The organism is Amycolatopsis sp. NPDC043885, from assembly GCF_056435685.1.
This window is the reverse complement of the sequence record NZ_JBWKEA010000001.1, coordinates 857775-871957: the sequence shown is the minus strand read 5'-3', so window position 1 is coordinate 871957 and position 14183 is coordinate 857775. Positions and strand designations below refer to the sequence as shown.

Here is a 14183-nt window from a genome sequence, read left to right as displayed (position 1 = left end):
TGCCATCTACGAGGCCACTCGTCAGAGAACGGCGGCGAGGCGGGTTCCCTGATCGATGGCGCGTTTGGCGTCCAGTTCGGCCGCGACGTCGGCGCCGCCGATCAGATGCACCGGCAGTCCGGCCGCGCGCAGGTCGTCCACGAGGTCGCGCACCGGCTCCTGGCCCGCGCAGACGACGACGTTGTCCACATCGAGCACGCGCGGCCGGTCACCGACGGTGATGTGCAGGCCGTCGTCGTCGATCCGGTCGTAGGTGACCCCGGTGAGCTGCTCGACGCGTTTGGCCTTCAGCGCGGCCCGGTGCACCCACCCGCTGGTCTTGCCCAGTCCCGCGCCGATGCCGGACTTCTTGCGTTGCAGGAGGAAGACCTGCCGCGGTGACGGCTCGACCTTCCGCTCGGTCAGCCCGCCCGCCGCCCGCTCGGGATCGGTGACGCCCCATTCGGCCATCCAGGCGTCGAGATCGAGCGCCGGGGAGGTGGTGTGCGTCAGGAACTCGCTGACATCCACGCCGATCCCGCCCGCGCCGATCACGGCGACCTTGCCGCCTACCGGTTTCCCGTGCCGCACGACGTCCACATAGGACAGAACCTTGGGGTGGTCGATACCGGGGAGCGACGGCACCCTCGGCGTCACGCCGGTGGCCAGCACGACCTCGTCGAACCCGGCGTCGATCAGATCGGCGGCGGCCACGCGCGTGCCGAGGCGCACCTTGACGCCGGTGACCTCCAGCCGTCGCGTGTAGTAGCGGATGGTCTCCGCGAACTCCTCCTTGCCCGGGATCTTCCGCGCGATCCCGAACTGGCCGCCGATCTCGTCGTCGGCTTCGAACAGTTCGACCGTGTGCCCGCGTTCGGCCAGGCCGGTCGCGGCCGCGAGCCCGGCGGGACCAGCGCCGACGACGGCGACGCGTTTGGTCTTGCGCGTGGGTGAAAGCGTCAGCGTGGTCTCGTGGCCCGCACGCGGATTAACCATGCAGGACACCAGTTTCCGCTTGAACGCGTGGTCGAGACAGGCCTGGTTGCAGGCGATGCAGGTGTTGATCTCGTCTTCGCGCCCGCTCTCGGCCTTGCGGATCCATTCCGGGTCGGCGAGGAACGGCCGCGCCATCGACACCAGGTCCGCGTCGCCGCTCGACAGCGCCTCCTCGGCGACCTCGGGCATGTTGATCCGGTTCGACGTGACCACCGGGATCCCGACGTGCGGTTTGAGCTTGCCGGTCACCCAGGTGAACGCCGCGCGCGGCACGGACGTCACGATCGTGGGCACCCTCGCCTCGTGCCAGCCGATGCCGGTGTTGATGATCGTCGCTCCCGCCTCTTCGACCTCCTTGGCCAGCGCGACGACGTCTTCCCAGCGCTGTCCGCCTTCGACGAGGTCCAACATGGACAGTCGATAGATGATGACGAAGTCCTCGCCGACCGCCTCCCGCGTGCGGCGCACGATCTCGACGGCGATCCTTCGGCGGTTTTCCGGGCTGCCGCCCCATTTGTCGGTGCGCTTGTTGGTCCGCTCGGCGAGGAACTGGTTGATGAAGTAGCCCTCGGAGCCCATGATCTCGACGCCGTCGTAGCCCGCTTCCTTGGCGAGGAAGGCACAATCGGCGAACGCGCGGATCTGGCGCAGTACGCCGTACCCGGAAAGGGCCCGCGGTTTGAAGGGGTTGATCGGCGCCTTGATGCCCGACGCGGAAACGCTCAGCGGGTGGTAGGAATACCGGCCCGCGTGCAGGATCTGCAGCGCGATCTTGCCGCCCGCCTCGTGCACCGGATCGGTGAGTTGCCTGTGCGCCTTGGCTTCCGCGCGCGTCGAGAGCTTCGACGCCAGCGGCAGGAGCCAGCCGGTCCGGTTCGGCGCGAAGCCGCCCGTGACGATCAGCCCGACGCCGCCGCGGGCGCGTTCGGCGTAGTACTCGGCCAGCTGCGGGAAATGCGCTTCCTTGTCCTCGAGGCCGGTGTGCATCGAGCCCATGATCACCCTGTTGCGCAGGGTGGTGAAGCCGAGATCGAGAGGGGACAGCAGGTTCGGGTACGGGCTCATCGCTGGTCCTTACGCGTCGTGGTGGAATGCCCGGAGGACTTCCTCGAGCCACTCGACGTGGCCCTGTTCGGTTCGGATTCCTCCGCGCAGCACGAGGAACTGATGCAACGACTGTCCACTGAGGACGCTGGGGTCGGGGAAGTCGCGCTTCTCGATCAGCAGGTACGCGTCGAGCTGTGCCGCGTGCGCGTCGCGATGCCGGGTGACCTCGGCGGCGACGGCGGCCGGATCGCCGAGGGTGGCGCCGCGGATCTTCACGGCGAGTTCCCTGGCGGTGGCCGACGGATCGGGTTCGGCGAGCCAGCGGGCGAGTTCGGCCCGCCCCGCGTCGCCGACGGTGTAGACCTTCTTGTCGGGTTTCCCGGACTGCGCGACCGGGGCGACGGCGACCCAGCCCGCGTCCTCCATCCGCTTGAGGACGCGGTAGATCTGCTGGTGGGTGGCGCTCCACCACAGCCCGATGGACTTCTCGAAGCGCCGCGTCAGCTCGTAGCCCGAGCCGGACCGCTCGGACAGTGAAACCAGGATCGCGTGCTCCAGTGCCATGCACCTAGTTTCATATGCACCTAGTTGCACTGCAAGGCGACGTGGGTCACAAAGCGCGTGAAGGCCCCTTTCCCTCGGCTCAGCCGAGGGAAAGGGGCCTTCACGCGGGAAAGCTACGGCTTGCGGGCGATACCCCCGATGACGCGGGACTCCGAGGGGTTCGCGGCGAAGAGAGTCTTCTCGTCCGGGTGCCACGCCGGCGCGTAGACCAGGCCCGGCTCCAGCAGCGGCCAGCCGCCGAAGAACCGCCGGAACTCGTCCATGGTGCGCAGGAAACCGGGGTTCGTCGTGGTCTCGTAGTACTCGAGGATGTCGAGCAGCGCCTGCCGTTCCTCGTCGTTGGCCGGGTTCTCGTTGGTCATCTGCGAAAGCACCAGCAGCGAACCCGGCGCGAGCCGGTCGCGGTAGAAGTCCAGCAGCCCGTCGGGGTCCTGCTCGTCCTTGATGAAGTGCATGACCGCGTTGACCACCAGCGCGATCGGCTCCCGGACGTCGATGATGCCGGAGTCCATCACCCGGTTCCAGAGGTCTTCGGGGTCGAACAGGTCGGCGGCGATCGCGTGGTGACGGTCGGGGTCCGCGGTGTCGGCGAGCAGCAGCGTCGAATGCGCGAGCGCGATCGGCTCGTTGTCGATGTAGAGGACGTGCGTGTCCTCCTGCGGCCGCGCCTCGTCGGCGACCTCGTGCACGTTGCCCGCGGTCGGCAGGCCGGAACCGATGTCGACGAACTGCTTGATGCCCAGCTCCGCGCAGTGCCGCACGGCCCGGCCGAGGAACTGCCTGCTGGTCTTGCAGTAGTCGCCCATGAGCGGCAGGCGCTCACGCACCTTCTCGGCGAAATTGCGGTCGATGGCGTAGTGGGTGTCGCCGCCGATGAAGTAGTCGTAGACCCGGGCCGCGGACGGCCGGTCCAAGCTGTTCTCGACGGCCCTGAGCGCCGCGTCGTGATCGATCATCGTCATCCCTTTGTCCGCGCCGGAAATCCCATGCTAACCGGCCGGGACGTAGGCCTCGCGGTAGGCGTTCACGGATTCGGTCAAGCGATCGAGCTCCGCGCGGGTGCGGGCGAGACCGGCCGCGTCGAGGCCCATCGCGTCACCGATGATCTTCGGGATCCCGCTCGCGCGTTCCCGGAGCCGGGCGCCGTCCCCGGTCAGGCTGACGCGGACGGACCGTTCGTCGTCGGCTTGGCGGACGCGCTCGACCAGTCCGGACTTCTCCAGCCGCTTGAGCAGCGGCGACAGCGTGCCGGAGTCGAGGTTCAGCACGGTGCCGAGTTCCTTGACCAGCCGCTCGTCCTCCTCCCAGAGCGCGAGCATCACCAGGTATTGCGGATAGGTCAGGCCCAGATCGTCGAGCACGACGCGATAGAGCGCGGTCACGGCCCGCGATGCCGCGTAGAGCCCGAAGCACAGCTGATCGTCCAGGCACAGCGATCCGGTGTTGTCCGTCGGCATCGGTCCTCCTCGTCCCCATGGTGCGTCGATCATGCCGCAGACCGCCACTCGAGTGAGCCAAATCTCCTTGAGTACATTTTAGTTGTGCACAACTAAGTTGCAAGCTACTTTTGCTGCGTCGACTTTGGAACCCAGGAGGCAGAAATGACCGCCAACCCGCACAACCTGGCCCTCGAACCGGCCGCGCAGGCTTTCGTCGAGGCCACCGCCACCCCGCCATTCCTCTTCCAGCTGCCGCTGGAGGAAGGACGCAAGGCCGTCGACGAGGTCCAGGGCGGCGACGTCGAGTTGCCCGCCGCGGATGTCGAGACCACGCACGTGGACGGCGTCGAGGTCCGCATCGTCCGGCCCCAGGGCGTGACCGGCCCGCTGCCCGTGATCGTCTACATCCACGGCGCCGGCTGGGTCTTCGGCAACTTCCACACCCACGAGCGCCTGGTCCGCGAGCTCGCCGTCGGAGCGGCCGCGGCCGTCGTCTTCCCCGAATACGACCGCTCGCCGGAGGCGCGCTACCCGGTCGCCATCGAGCAGAACTACGCCGTGGCGAAGTGGGTCGCCGAGCACGGCGCCGAAAACGGGCTCGACGGCACGAGGATCGCGATCGCCGGCGACTCCGTCGGCGGCAACATGACCGCCGCGCTCACCCTGCTCGCGAAGCAGCGCGGCGACGTCACCTTCCGGCAGCAGGTGCTCTTCTACCCGGTCACCGACGCGAACTTCGGCACCGAGTCCTACCGGCGGTTCGCCGAGGGGTACTTCCTCGCCCTCGACGGCATGAAGTGGTTCTGGGACCAATACACGACCGATCCGGCGCAGCGCGCGGAAATCACCGCTTCGCCGCTGCGGGCGAGCCTCGACGAGCTCGCGGACCTGCCGCCCGCGCTCGTGATCACCGCCGAGGCCGATGTCCTGCGCGACGAAGGCGAGGCGTACGCCGCCAAGCTGCGTCAGGCCGGAGTTCCGGTGACCGCCGTGCGGTACCAGGGCATCGTGCACGACTTCGTCATGCTCAACACGTTGCGCGGAACGCACGCCGCGGAAGCCGCGATCGCGCAGGCGATCGGGGTGCTGCGCACCGCGCTCGAAGGCTGAGCGATTTGTCCAGGGTGACACGCGTCACCCTGGACAACACTTTCCGGTGGTCGCACGTCTCTTGATCCAGATGTGGGAAGTGCGGTGCGGGGGCGTGCCGCCGCCGGAGAGGGACACGATCGCCATGGGACTGGGACTGAGTGCCATCCGGCTCGATTCCACACTGAACCTGGTCATCGTCGTGGTGCTGACCCTGCTCGCGATCATCGCCGTACCGTTCTTCTGGGAACGCTGGCGCCGCAAGGTGCTCGGCCGCAGCGGCACGATCCTCGTCGCGGTGGTGCTGATCGTGGTCAGCACCGGGATGGGCGGGAACATGATCGGCGGGTTCTTCCCGACGGTCGGCGCCCTGTTCGGCACCGGTGTGTACTCGGCGGAAAACGTCGACGCCGTCGCCGGCGAGAACGGCTCGGAACTCGACAAACTGCGTGACGCCGGGGCGATGCGGGCCAAGGAGGGCAAGGGTTCCGTCGTGCACATGACGGTGACCGGCAAACGCACCGGCCTCACGCGCGACGTCTCGGTGTATTTTCCGCCCCAGTACTACGATCCCGCGTACCGGTCACTCAAATTCCCGGTCATCGAATGGATCCCGAATTATCCGTCCGGTCCGGAAGTGGTCACCGGCCCGTACGGGATGCCGGGCAGGCTCGACGAAGCGATCGCGAAGCACGTGCTCCCGCCGACCCTGGTGATCATCCCGGACCCGACCGGGAAACCGAAGGTCGGCCACGACACCGAATGCGTCGACGAAGTCAACGGCGCCCCCAACGACACCTACCTGACCGCCGACATCCGCGACTGGGCGATCGAGAAGCTCGGCGCGAGTACGCAGCGGAAGGCGTGGACGATGGCGGGCTGGTCCTCGGGCGGCTACTGCGCGATGAACCTGGTGACCAGGCATCCGCAGTGGTACGGCCAGGCGGCGAGCGTCAGCGGCTACTACAAGGCTTCGGTGGACGCCGAGACGGAGAACCTCTTCAAGGGCAGGCAGGACATCGTCGACGCGAACACGATCACGGTGAACCTGCAGAAGCACCCGTCACCGGTCGACATCCTCGCGATCGCGGGGGAGAAGGAAAGCTTCGAGAGTTTCTCGCTCGACCAGCTCCAGTCCGCCGTCCGCGCGCCCGCGACGCTGTCCACTTGGCGGATCCCGGACGCCGGGCACAACATGAACACCTTCAAGACGCAGATCCCGGACGTCCTGGCGTGGATCGGCGCGCGCACCGCGCCGCCGAGCGCGCCGCAGGACAAGAAGATCGTCGGCAGCGGCGGAGTCAAGCCGTGGCCGCTGCCGAACACCGGCGCCAAGGGCGCGCTGGTCGACGTCGTCGAGTAGCTAACCGCGCTTGGCGCGATAAGCCTTGGGGTACAACCGAAGCCGGTCGGGAACGCGGTTCCCGGCCACCTTCATGACCGCGCCAAGGCGCCGGAGTCGGCGCTCGTCCGCGTCCGTCCACTTGAGACTCAAGCGATCACGCAGGGGCTGGGGGAGCAGGCCGATCGCGCACAGGGTCAGGACGTTCCCGCCCGCCGGCCGGACGGGACGCCACAAGGCCTCCGGCAGGAACCACCACGGCGGCGGTGGCGTGTCCCGCATGGTGATCGAGTGGAGCAGTTCCCGGACCGTGTGGTTGTCCTCGAGCCGGTTCGCGACCACGTCGTCGAAATAGGCGTCGAATCCTTCCAGGTCCTCGGGCATGTGGTGCTCGCGGAGGCCGAGCAGCAGGCCCAGGCGTCGCCATTCCGCGTATAAGTGACGCTTTTCGTTGTGGGACAAGGGATGTATGAACACCTCCTGCATGCGGACCGTCGTCCAGAACGTCGATCCGTGCACCCACCGGTAGGCCTCGGGGTTCAGCGCGTGATAGCGCTCGCCGTGATGGTCGACGCCCTTGATCGCCTTGTGCAGCTCGCGGAGCCGTTCGGCCTCCGCGGTCGCTTCCCGGCCGCCGAAAACCTGGCACAGCAAGGAATCGATGGTCCGGTCGAGACGGCCCCACGGGTCTTCGGTGTAGTTCGAATGGTCGTGGACGCCGGCGCCGACCACCGGATGCGCGACCTGCAGCAGCAACGCCGTCCCCGCGCCGAGCAGCAGTCTCCGGTCGCCGACCACTCGCCAGGCGACGGAATCCGGGCCGAGCGGAGCCACGGCGGGCAGGCGGGCTTCGGTGCTCATGACGACCTCCCGAGAGAGTGGCGTGCGGTCACTGTCCCACCTTGTTTACATGTCGTCAATAGCTGGTCGAAGCGCTTTCACCACCGCGGTCACCCGCTTGCCGGCGCCGGTGTAGGTGGTCGACACCGGTTGGGACGTCAGGACGACGACGATGTGGCGATCGTCTTCGCCGACGGTGCCGGAGCTGTGCAGGATCCGCGAGCCGCGGCAGCACGCCCAGCCCTGCTTGATCGACCAGCGAAGGGAACCGACGGCGTCCGGGATGCCGAAGTACTGCCGGACACCGTCGGAACCGCTCTCCGTCGCACCGCTCAACGCCCGCATGATCGTCGTCCGCGTTCCCGCGCCCGCCTGGTCCAGCAGATAGCGGTAGATCTTCGCGACGTCCGCCGCGGTGATCCGGGTGTCGCCCCAGCGGCCGGGATCCTCGGGAGGACGCGTGCCGCCGAGGCCGATCTTGCCCGCCCAACGGGTGACGATGGCGGGTCCGCCGAAGGCCGTCCACAGCCTGCTGGCGATGTCGTCGTCGCTGGCCGACAGCATCCGCTGCACGGTGCTCGCCGGTGTGCCCGCTTGAAGCGCTTCCAGCGCGATGAGGAGCTTCACCAGGGAAGCCGAGGTGTACGGCCGGTCCGCTTTGACGGAGACCGTGGTCTTCTTGGCGGTGCGGTCGTAGACGACCACGCTCACCTGCCCGCCGGGGACGAGGCCTGGGAGTGCCTCGGTGTCGACGGACTTCGGCGGTGGCCCTGGCGCCGCCGACGAGGACGGAGCCGGGGATTCGACCGGTTCCGGTTCCGGTTCCGCTTCGAGGGTGATCACCGTGTCCCTTGACGCGGCGGCAGCGACCGCCGCCGGGCCGGGACGGTGCGGCGGAAGCAGCACCATCGCGACGATGGCTCCCAGGCACAGCCCCACCAGAAGGAAGACCCCACTTGCTTTGCCCACACGAATTGTTGACCGCATCACCCGTTCGTGTTCACGGCTAGGCCGTTCGGACGCCTCGGTTTGCCCGGGAGGACCCCGGGGTATCCGGCGCCCAAGCCTGAAATCAGGTCGCCAACTCTGGGAGGCGGAGCAATGGCACGTGCACAACGCGCTCGTATCCGGACCGCGGGTGTCCAGCCCGCGCAGGTTCTCGCCGGGCTGTCGAGCCTGGCCTTCCTGGTGTTCGGAATCGTGGGCTTCACCAGGACCGGGTTCGCCGATTTCGCCGGCCGCAGCGATGCGACCGTGCTCGGATTCTCGGTGAACCCGCTTTACAACCTCGGTTTCGTCCTGCTGGGCGCGATCGGTCTGCTGCTGACCTTCGGCTCGGGCCGGTCCCGGGCCTTCGGTCTCCTGACGTTCGTCGCCTTCGGGGCGCTGTTCGTCTGGGGCCTCATGATCACCGGGACCGTATCCACGAACCCGGTCTCAGAGGCGGGGAACCCGTTCAACCTCAACGCGACGGACAACTGGCTGCACCTCGGCCTCGCCGCTCTCGGGCTGCTGATCGCGTTCCTGCCCGCGCGGCACAAGGTGCTGCTGCCGGAGGACGAAGAGGAGAACGTGGTGACGGACCGGGCCGACAGCGCCACGGTCGTCGAACCCCTTACGGACGGTTCGCGACGGCCGAAGCATGAAAAAGGCCCGACCGTCGCTCGTGAAGAGCGACCGCCGGGCCTCGCCCACTAGGTCTCAGTAGCCGTACTCCTGGGCGGGAGCGTCGTCCTTATTGGGGGCGGCGTTCCCGCTCTGCGCGGCCTTGTTCTTCACCGGCGCGGTGCTCTTGCAGCCGGCGGGCTCGATGACGAACCAGGTGCCGCCGACGCCGTGCCCGTTCGCCTCACCGGCGTTCGCGTCCTTGGCGTAGCGGTAGACGGCCCATCCGCCGACGGTGACCTGCGTGGTGCCGTCCGCGCGCTTCACCGTGCCGAGCAGCTTCTGGTCGATGCCTTCGAGCTGGACGTCGCCCTCGGCGAGCACCGGCGGCCAGGTCTTCGCGCAGTCACCGTTGCAGGTCGGCTGCTTGTTCTTCTTGTCCTTGGTGAACATGTAGAGGGTGAAGCCGTCCTTGTCCACAATGGCCGGTCCGATGCCGTCGACGTTGCTCGCGACCAGCTTCGTGGCGCCGTCCTTTTGTTCGGCCGGAGCCGCCTCGGTCTCCTTGGCCGCCTGGCCCGCCTTGCCGCCCTTGGCGTTCGCGGCGAACCAAGTGCCGCCGACGCCCTGTCCCTTCGCCTCGCCCGCCTTGGTGTCCTTGGCGTAGCGGTAAAGCGCCCAGCCACCGACGGTGACCTGCTTGCGTCCGTCGGCGCGAGTCACTTCGCCGACCAGCGCCTGATCCACGCCCTCGAGCTGGACTTCGCCCTCGGCCAGCATCGGCGGCCAGGTCTTCGCGCAGTCACCGTCGCAATTGGACTTCGGCGGCTTCGCGCTGTCCTTGTCGAAGCGGTACAACGTGAACCCGTCCTTGTCGACGAGAACCTGGCCGAGATCACCGGCTTCGGCCACGGCCACCTTGGTCTCACCCTTGGCCGCGGGGGCGCTCCCTCCCGCCCCGGCCACCGCGGCGGCGGGAGCGACGGCCGGCGCCGCCGGCTCGGTGCCGCCGGAGCAGGCCGACAGCGCGACCAGGCCCACGGCCGCGGACGCCGCTGCGACGACGAAACGCTTGCGAAGCATGGGATTTCTCCTTGTTCGTAGGGGTTCCGCGGCTTGGCGCGGTGAGCTTGTACCCCCTACACGGACCCGGCGCGGGACCGGTTCAAGGAGTTTTCGGATTTTCTTCGCGGGCCTCCAGGGCGGCGTCGGTGAGCACCCCGGCCGACCCGGTGTAGTTCGCCGGATCCAGCAGGTCGGCGAGGGAATCCGTGGGGAGGACTCCGGTTATCTCCGGCAGGCCGGAAAGAACCTCGCCGAGCGCCTTGTCCTGTTCCAGCGCGAGTTTGGACGCGCGTCCCAGGACTTCCTTGGCCCGTGCCTTGCCGAGCAGCGGCGCGAGCACGGTCGACAGACGCTCGGAGACGATCTGGCCGTGCGTGAGGCCGAGGTTCTCGCGTATGCGTTCGTCGTTGACCACCAGGCCGCGGGCGAGCTCGGCGGCCGTGTGCGCGGCGCCGCCGGTCAGGCGCAGGCATTCGCGCAGCAGTTGCCACTCGGCGTGCCACGCGCCCGCGGATCGTTCGTCCTCGGAGACCAGGGCCTGGGTGACGCCGGTGGCCAGCACCGGGACCTGGAGCGCGGCCGACCGGATCAGCGTCGCGAGCACCGGATTGCGCTTGTGCGGCATCGCCGAGGAGCCGCCACGGCCCTCGCCCGCCGGTTCGGTGACCTCCCCGACCTCGGTGCGCGTCAGGAACTGGACGTCGACCGCGATCTTCCCGAGCGCGGCGGCCGTGAACGCGAGTCCGGCCGCGAGGTCGGCCGTCGGGGTGCGGAGCGTGTGCCAGGGGAGCGTGGTCTCGGCGAGACCGGTCTCCTCGGCGAAGGCCGTCTGGAGCCGCTGCGGATAGCCGTCGGGCAGGTCGGCGAGGCGCGCGTACTCGGCGTACGCGGCCCTCGTGCCCGCCGCGCCACCGAGCGAGACCGGCAGGACGACACGATTCAGCCTGTCGAGCGCGTCGAGCGTCATCTGACGCCAGCCCGCCGCCTTGAGCCCGAACGTGGTGGGGACCGCGTGGGCGGTGAGGGTGCGCCCGGCCATGATCGTGTCGCGATGCGCGCGGACAAGTTCCGCCAGCGCGTCCGCCGTCGCCTCGAGATCCGCGACCAGTAGCGCCCGTGTCCGCGCGGCGACCAGCATCATCGCGGTGTCGAAGATGTCCTGGCTGGTGGAGCCGCGATGGACGTACTCCGTCCCGGCGGCCTCGGTCAGCTCCTTGATCAGCCCCACGACCGGGTTCGCCGTCTCACGAGCCGCCCTCGCCAACGCGACCACGTCGATCTCCACCGACGCGGCGGCCTCGGTGATCGCCTCGGCGGCGGCCCGCGGGATCAGCCCCGTGCCGGCCTGCGCCCTGGCGAGCGCCGCCTCCGCGTCCAACAGGGCTCGCACCCAGGCGAGATCACCCGTCGCCGCCTCGGCGGGCGTGCCGGCGCGGACCGGGGACAGGAGGCCGGAATCGGGATCGGCGTTCATCGCCCCAGCATCGCATTTCAGGGTTTCAGTGGCCTGTCCTCCCGTCTATGCGCTCGCGCAGCAGGTCAGCGTGGCCGGCGTGGCGCGCGTACTCGGCGATGTGATGCGTCAGCAACCACCGCAACGAGAACGGTTCCCCGTCACGGCGGCTCTTTCCCGTGTCGTCGAGCGACGCGGCCGCCACGATCTCCCGCGACCGCGCACACTCCTCATGCCACGCCGCCCACTCGGCCTCGACGTCGCCGCCGGTGTCCTCGAAGTCCTGCTCAGGCCACTCGTCGGAGTAATAGAGCAGCGGGACGTCCTCGCCCGCGAACTGCAGGCGGAACCACCAACGCTCGGTGCCCGTGAGGTGCCTGAGCAGTCCGTGCAGCGACAAGCCCGACGGCTCCACCGCCCGCAGAGCCATCTGCTCCGGCGTCAGCCCCTGGCACTTCAGTTCGAAGGTGCGGCGATGCCAGTCGAGGGTGGACGTCAGGATCTCGCGCTCGCTCGCCACGCGCGGAGGCTCCGGACGGTCGCCCTCCCAGTTGGCCGCGTAGTTCTCGTCGGGGATCGTGTCCATGCCCTCGACCATGGCAGAGACCCCCGACAATTCCGTGGCGCTCCGGCGACCGCCCCGGCATCCTGGTGGCCGACGGCGGTCTACTAGACTCGGCCGCACGGGCCGTTAGCTCAATTGGTAGAGCTGCGGACTTTTAATCCGTAGGTTCTGGGTTCGAGCCCCAGGCGGCCCACTCTTTCGACATCCTCGCTGACCAGCGGGGATGTTGTCATTTATTGGCCACGCCTGCCTCCGTGCCGACCACGATTGGGCTCCGTTTCGTCTCCGTTCGCACTGCTGTGCTGAAGCTCGTGCCCAGGTAGCTGCGCTGAGCCACGGCACGTTGATGCTCTGCCCTGCGTGTGAGCGGTCCGGCATGTTCGGGCTCTACAAACACTGCGTTTCGATGATCTTGGAGCCGGGCTCGACGTCTTGGTGCATGACGAGGTGGCCGAGTTCGTGTGCGGCGTCGAATCGGCTGCGGGCGCGGTCGTCCTTGGCGGGGGAGAGCAGTACGAGAGGGCGGTGGCCCATTTCGGTGGAGAATGCGTCGACCCGTGGGTCGAAGTCAGGCGGTAGGCGGAGTACGACGATGCCGTGGGCTTCCAGATGCCGCACGACATGGGGAATGGGCCCGCTGACCGAGGACAACACCATCTGCTGCTATGCCGTGCAGGACAAGGTCTGGGTCCCACGGCCCAGGCCAAGAACCCTGGGAGGTCTACACCGTCAAAGCCGAACCGCTCGTCGACGCCGCCTTGTGCCGCGTCCTCGGTGGAACAGCCTTGACCTGACGCATGGTCAAACCTCGATCGCGCGCAGGCACCGTTCCGCCTGTTGCCGGAGCGCGCCTTCGAGTTCCGGTGGTCCGCTGGCCAAGGTGAAATCGGTCTGCACTGACGTGATCATCCACACCAGGTCGGATGTCGTCGGAGCGCCGAGGTGCAGGAGACAGCGGTGCTCGTCGATGGCCTCGACGGCGCCCATCCCCGGCCACACCCGGTCGGCCACCGCGTCGGCGGATTCGTGCAGTTCGACCGTCGCCTGGCAGGGCCAGGTGCGCGCGGAAAGCCGCTGCGCCAGATAGGCCGCGACGTCGTCGAACGGCGGCTCGCGGGGGGTGAACCGGGCGCCGACGCGGTCAAGCTGCTCGACGGCAGCGGCGTCCTCACCCGGCCCGAGCTGGGGCGGGCGCTCGCGCGAACCCGGCCGGGTGCCGACGCGCAGGCGCTCGGCTGGACCGTGCAGTACCTGCTCGCACTGGTGCACCCCGCTCCGAGCGGAACGTGGGGCAAACGCGGCGCGACCCCGTTCACCGTCTTTCCCGGTGTACCCGAAGCCGCCACCGCCGACGACGTGCGCGAGCTGATCCGGCGCTACCTCGCCGCGTTCGGGCCGGCCACCGTCGCCGACGCCCGGACCTGGTCCGGGGTGAGCGGACTGCGTGAGGTCTTCGAGCAGCTGCGGCCGGAACTGCGGACATACACCGACGAAGCGGGACGCGAGTTGTTCGACCTGCCGGACCACGAGATCCCTTCGCTGGACCTGCCCGCGCCCGTCCGGCTCCTCGCGGAGTTCGACGCGACCCTGCTCGCCCACGCCGACCGCACGCGCGTGATGACCGAGCCGATCCGGCGTCAGGTCTGCCAGGGCGCGGCGGTCGCGGCCACCGTCCTCGTCAACGGCACAGTGGCCGCGACCTGGACGAAGGACCGCACGGGTGTGCTCACCGTCGTGCCGCTGCGCTCGATCTCCGCCGCCCACCGAGAGGCCATCGAAGCCGAAGCGCTGCGGTTACTGGAGTTCGCCGCTCCCGGCGCCGTTCACGACGTCCGGTTCAGCGGATAGCCCACAGATGACCGAAGCCGTGTGGAGCGCCGCGCGGCGATGCTGGCGAACATTCTGCGCGTCGACGGCTGACCTCGGCGGGCCGCAGCGGCTCCGGCCACCGTGCGCCGCTGGGCCGATGCGCCACGTCCGACTCCCAGCGGATGACGCGCTGGCGCGCGAAATCCGCTGTGTGGAACCGTGAAGTCTGTGCGCTGCGCGAGGGCAAAGAAGCCCGGACCGGCGTCGTTCGTGTCGAGGTATTGCACGAGGGCGCTCCAGCAAGTGTCCGATCGCTGCGCGTTCGGAGTCGAGGGGCGTCGTGCGCTCCAGGCGGGCACGTGAGAGAACAGGAACTCGCCTGCGCCTGCG

14 protein-coding genes, 1 tRNA gene and 1 pseudogene are annotated in these 14183 nt (G+C 68.7%); 5 read left to right on the top strand and 11 right to left on the bottom strand.

Annotated elements, in window-relative coordinates:
* Positions 1 to 21 precede the first annotated feature (21 nt).
* The 4 genes from AC069I_RS04370 to AC069I_RS04355 all read right to left on the bottom strand — a co-directional run bounded on the left by AC069I_RS04370 (position 22) and on the right by AC069I_RS04355 (position 4043).
* A complete protein-coding gene (locus AC069I_RS04370; RefSeq protein ID WP_478264838.1) occupies positions 22 to 2040 on the bottom strand; it encodes an oxidoreductase in 2019 nt (672 codons plus the stop codon).
* A 9-nt stretch (positions 2041 to 2049) separates the two neighbouring features.
* Complete coding sequence (locus AC069I_RS04365; RefSeq protein WP_478223647.1) at positions 2050 to 2586, bottom strand: PadR family transcriptional regulator; 537 nt, start codon at positions 2584 to 2586, stop codon at positions 2050 to 2052.
* Between the two features lie 113 nt (positions 2587 to 2699).
* Positions 2700 to 3548, bottom strand: coding sequence for an SAM-dependent methyltransferase (locus AC069I_RS04360; RefSeq protein WP_478264837.1), 849 nt, complete (start codon positions 3546 to 3548; stop codon positions 2700 to 2702).
* 27 nt (positions 3549 to 3575) lie between these two features.
* Positions 3576 to 4043, bottom strand: coding sequence for a MarR family winged helix-turn-helix transcriptional regulator (locus AC069I_RS04355; protein ID WP_465414909.1), 468 nt, complete (start codon positions 4041 to 4043; stop codon positions 3576 to 3578).
* 144 nt (positions 4044 to 4187) lie between these two features.
* Here AC069I_RS04355 and AC069I_RS04350 point away from each other — a divergent pair, with 144 nt between their 5' ends.
* A complete protein-coding gene (locus AC069I_RS04350) occupies positions 4188 to 5135 on the top strand; it encodes an alpha/beta hydrolase (RefSeq protein ID WP_478264836.1) in 948 nt (315 codons plus the stop codon).
* 124 nt (positions 5136 to 5259) lie between these two features.
* Complete coding sequence (locus AC069I_RS04345) at positions 5260 to 6477, top strand: alpha/beta hydrolase (RefSeq protein WP_478264835.1); 1218 nt, start codon at positions 5260 to 5262, stop codon at positions 6475 to 6477.
* On the opposite strand, the gene AC069I_RS04340 is transcribed toward AC069I_RS04345, so the two are convergent.
* Positions 6478 to 7317 (bottom strand): oxygenase MpaB family protein, encoded by an 840-nt coding sequence (locus AC069I_RS04340; protein ID WP_478264834.1) that lies wholly within the window; start codon positions 7315 to 7317, stop codon positions 6478 to 6480. It lies immediately after the preceding gene.
* Positions 7318 to 7362: 45 nt separating this feature from the next.
* Positions 7363 to 8265, bottom strand: a complete 903-nt coding sequence (locus tag AC069I_RS04335; protein ID WP_478264833.1) for a serine hydrolase — start codon at positions 8263 to 8265, stop codon at positions 7363 to 7365.
* 132 nt (positions 8266 to 8397) lie between these two features.
* On the opposite strand from AC069I_RS04335, the gene AC069I_RS04330 reads away from it, so the two are divergent.
* Positions 8398 to 8994: a DUF4383 domain-containing protein gene (locus AC069I_RS04330; RefSeq protein WP_478264832.1), complete on the top strand. Its 597-nt coding sequence runs from the start codon at positions 8398 to 8400 to the stop codon at positions 8992 to 8994.
* Positions 8995 to 8997: 3 nt separating this feature from the next.
* On the opposite strand, the gene AC069I_RS04325 is transcribed toward AC069I_RS04330, so the two are convergent.
* The 3 genes from AC069I_RS04325 to AC069I_RS04315 form a co-directional block, all read right to left on the bottom strand.
* Positions 8998 to 9984 (bottom strand): SCO0930 family lipoprotein, encoded by a 987-nt coding sequence (locus AC069I_RS04325; protein ID WP_478264831.1) that lies wholly within the window; start codon positions 9982 to 9984, stop codon positions 8998 to 9000.
* 82 nt (positions 9985 to 10066) lie between these two features.
* On the bottom strand, positions 10067 to 11440 hold the full coding sequence (locus AC069I_RS04320) for a nitrosuccinate lyase (protein ID WP_478264830.1): 1374 nt from the start codon (positions 11438 to 11440) through the stop codon (positions 10067 to 10069).
* Between the two features lie 25 nt (positions 11441 to 11465).
* Complete coding sequence (locus tag AC069I_RS04315; RefSeq protein WP_478264829.1) at positions 11466 to 12005, bottom strand: DinB family protein; 540 nt, start codon at positions 12003 to 12005, stop codon at positions 11466 to 11468.
* A gap of 99 nt (positions 12006 to 12104) precedes the next feature.
* On the opposite strand from AC069I_RS04315, the gene AC069I_RS04310 reads away from it, so the two are divergent.
* A tRNA-Lys gene (locus AC069I_RS04310) sits at positions 12105 to 12177 on the top strand.
* 194 nt (positions 12178 to 12371) lie between these two features.
* Here AC069I_RS04310 and AC069I_RS04305 read toward each other — a convergent pair.
* Complete coding sequence (locus tag AC069I_RS04305) at positions 12372 to 12641, bottom strand: ImmA/IrrE family metallo-endopeptidase (protein ID WP_478264828.1); 270 nt, start codon at positions 12639 to 12641, stop codon at positions 12372 to 12374.
* 144 nt (positions 12642 to 12785) lie between these two features.
* Positions 12786 to 13118, bottom strand: a pseudogene (locus tag AC069I_RS04300) (WYL domain-containing protein); the annotation flags it as partial.
* Between AC069I_RS04300 and AC069I_RS04295 the strand changes: the two are divergent.
* On the top strand, positions 13011 to 13832 hold the full coding sequence (locus AC069I_RS04295) for a winged helix DNA-binding domain-containing protein (RefSeq protein WP_478265152.1): 822 nt from the start codon (positions 13011 to 13013) through the stop codon (positions 13830 to 13832). The pseudogene AC069I_RS04300 and the gene AC069I_RS04295 overlap by 108 nt on opposite strands.
* Positions 13833 to 14183 lie beyond the last annotated feature (351 nt).

Coding starts and splice junctions, on each gene's coding strand:
- AC069I_RS04355 (WP_465414909.1), bottom strand. CDS start 4,043: ATGCCGACGGACAACACCGGATCGCTGTGCCTGGACGATCAGCTGTGC.
- AC069I_RS04330 (WP_478264832.1), top strand. CDS start 8,398: ATGGCACGTGCACAACGCGCTCGTATCCGGACCGCGGGTGTCCAGCCC.
- AC069I_RS04350 (WP_478264836.1), top strand. CDS start 4,188: ATGACCGCCAACCCGCACAACCTGGCCCTCGAACCGGCCGCGCAGGCT.
- AC069I_RS04365 (WP_478223647.1), bottom strand. CDS start 2,586: ATGGCACTGGAGCACGCGATCCTGGTTTCACTGTCCGAGCGGTCCGGC.
- AC069I_RS04370 (WP_478264838.1), bottom strand. CDS start 2,040: ATGAGCCCGTACCCGAACCTGCTGTCCCCTCTCGATCTCGGCTTCACC.
- AC069I_RS04325 (WP_478264831.1), bottom strand. CDS start 9,984: ATGCTTCGCAAGCGTTTCGTCGTCGCAGCGGCGTCCGCGGCCGTGGGC.
- AC069I_RS04345 (WP_478264835.1), top strand. CDS start 5,260: ATGGGACTGGGACTGAGTGCCATCCGGCTCGATTCCACACTGAACCTG.
- AC069I_RS04340 (WP_478264834.1), bottom strand. CDS start 7,317: ATGAGCACCGAAGCCCGCCTGCCCGCCGTGGCTCCGCTCGGCCCGGAT.
- AC069I_RS04360 (WP_478264837.1), bottom strand. CDS start 3,548: ATGACGATGATCGATCACGACGCGGCGCTCAGGGCCGTCGAGAACAGC.
- AC069I_RS04305 (WP_478264828.1), bottom strand. CDS start 12,641: ATGGTGTTGTCCTCGGTCAGCGGGCCCATTCCCCATGTCGTGCGGCAT.
- AC069I_RS04320 (WP_478264830.1), bottom strand. CDS start 11,440: ATGAACGCCGATCCCGATTCCGGCCTCCTGTCCCCGGTCCGCGCCGGC.
- AC069I_RS04315 (WP_478264829.1), bottom strand. CDS start 12,005: ATGGACACGATCCCCGACGAGAACTACGCGGCCAACTGGGAGGGCGAC.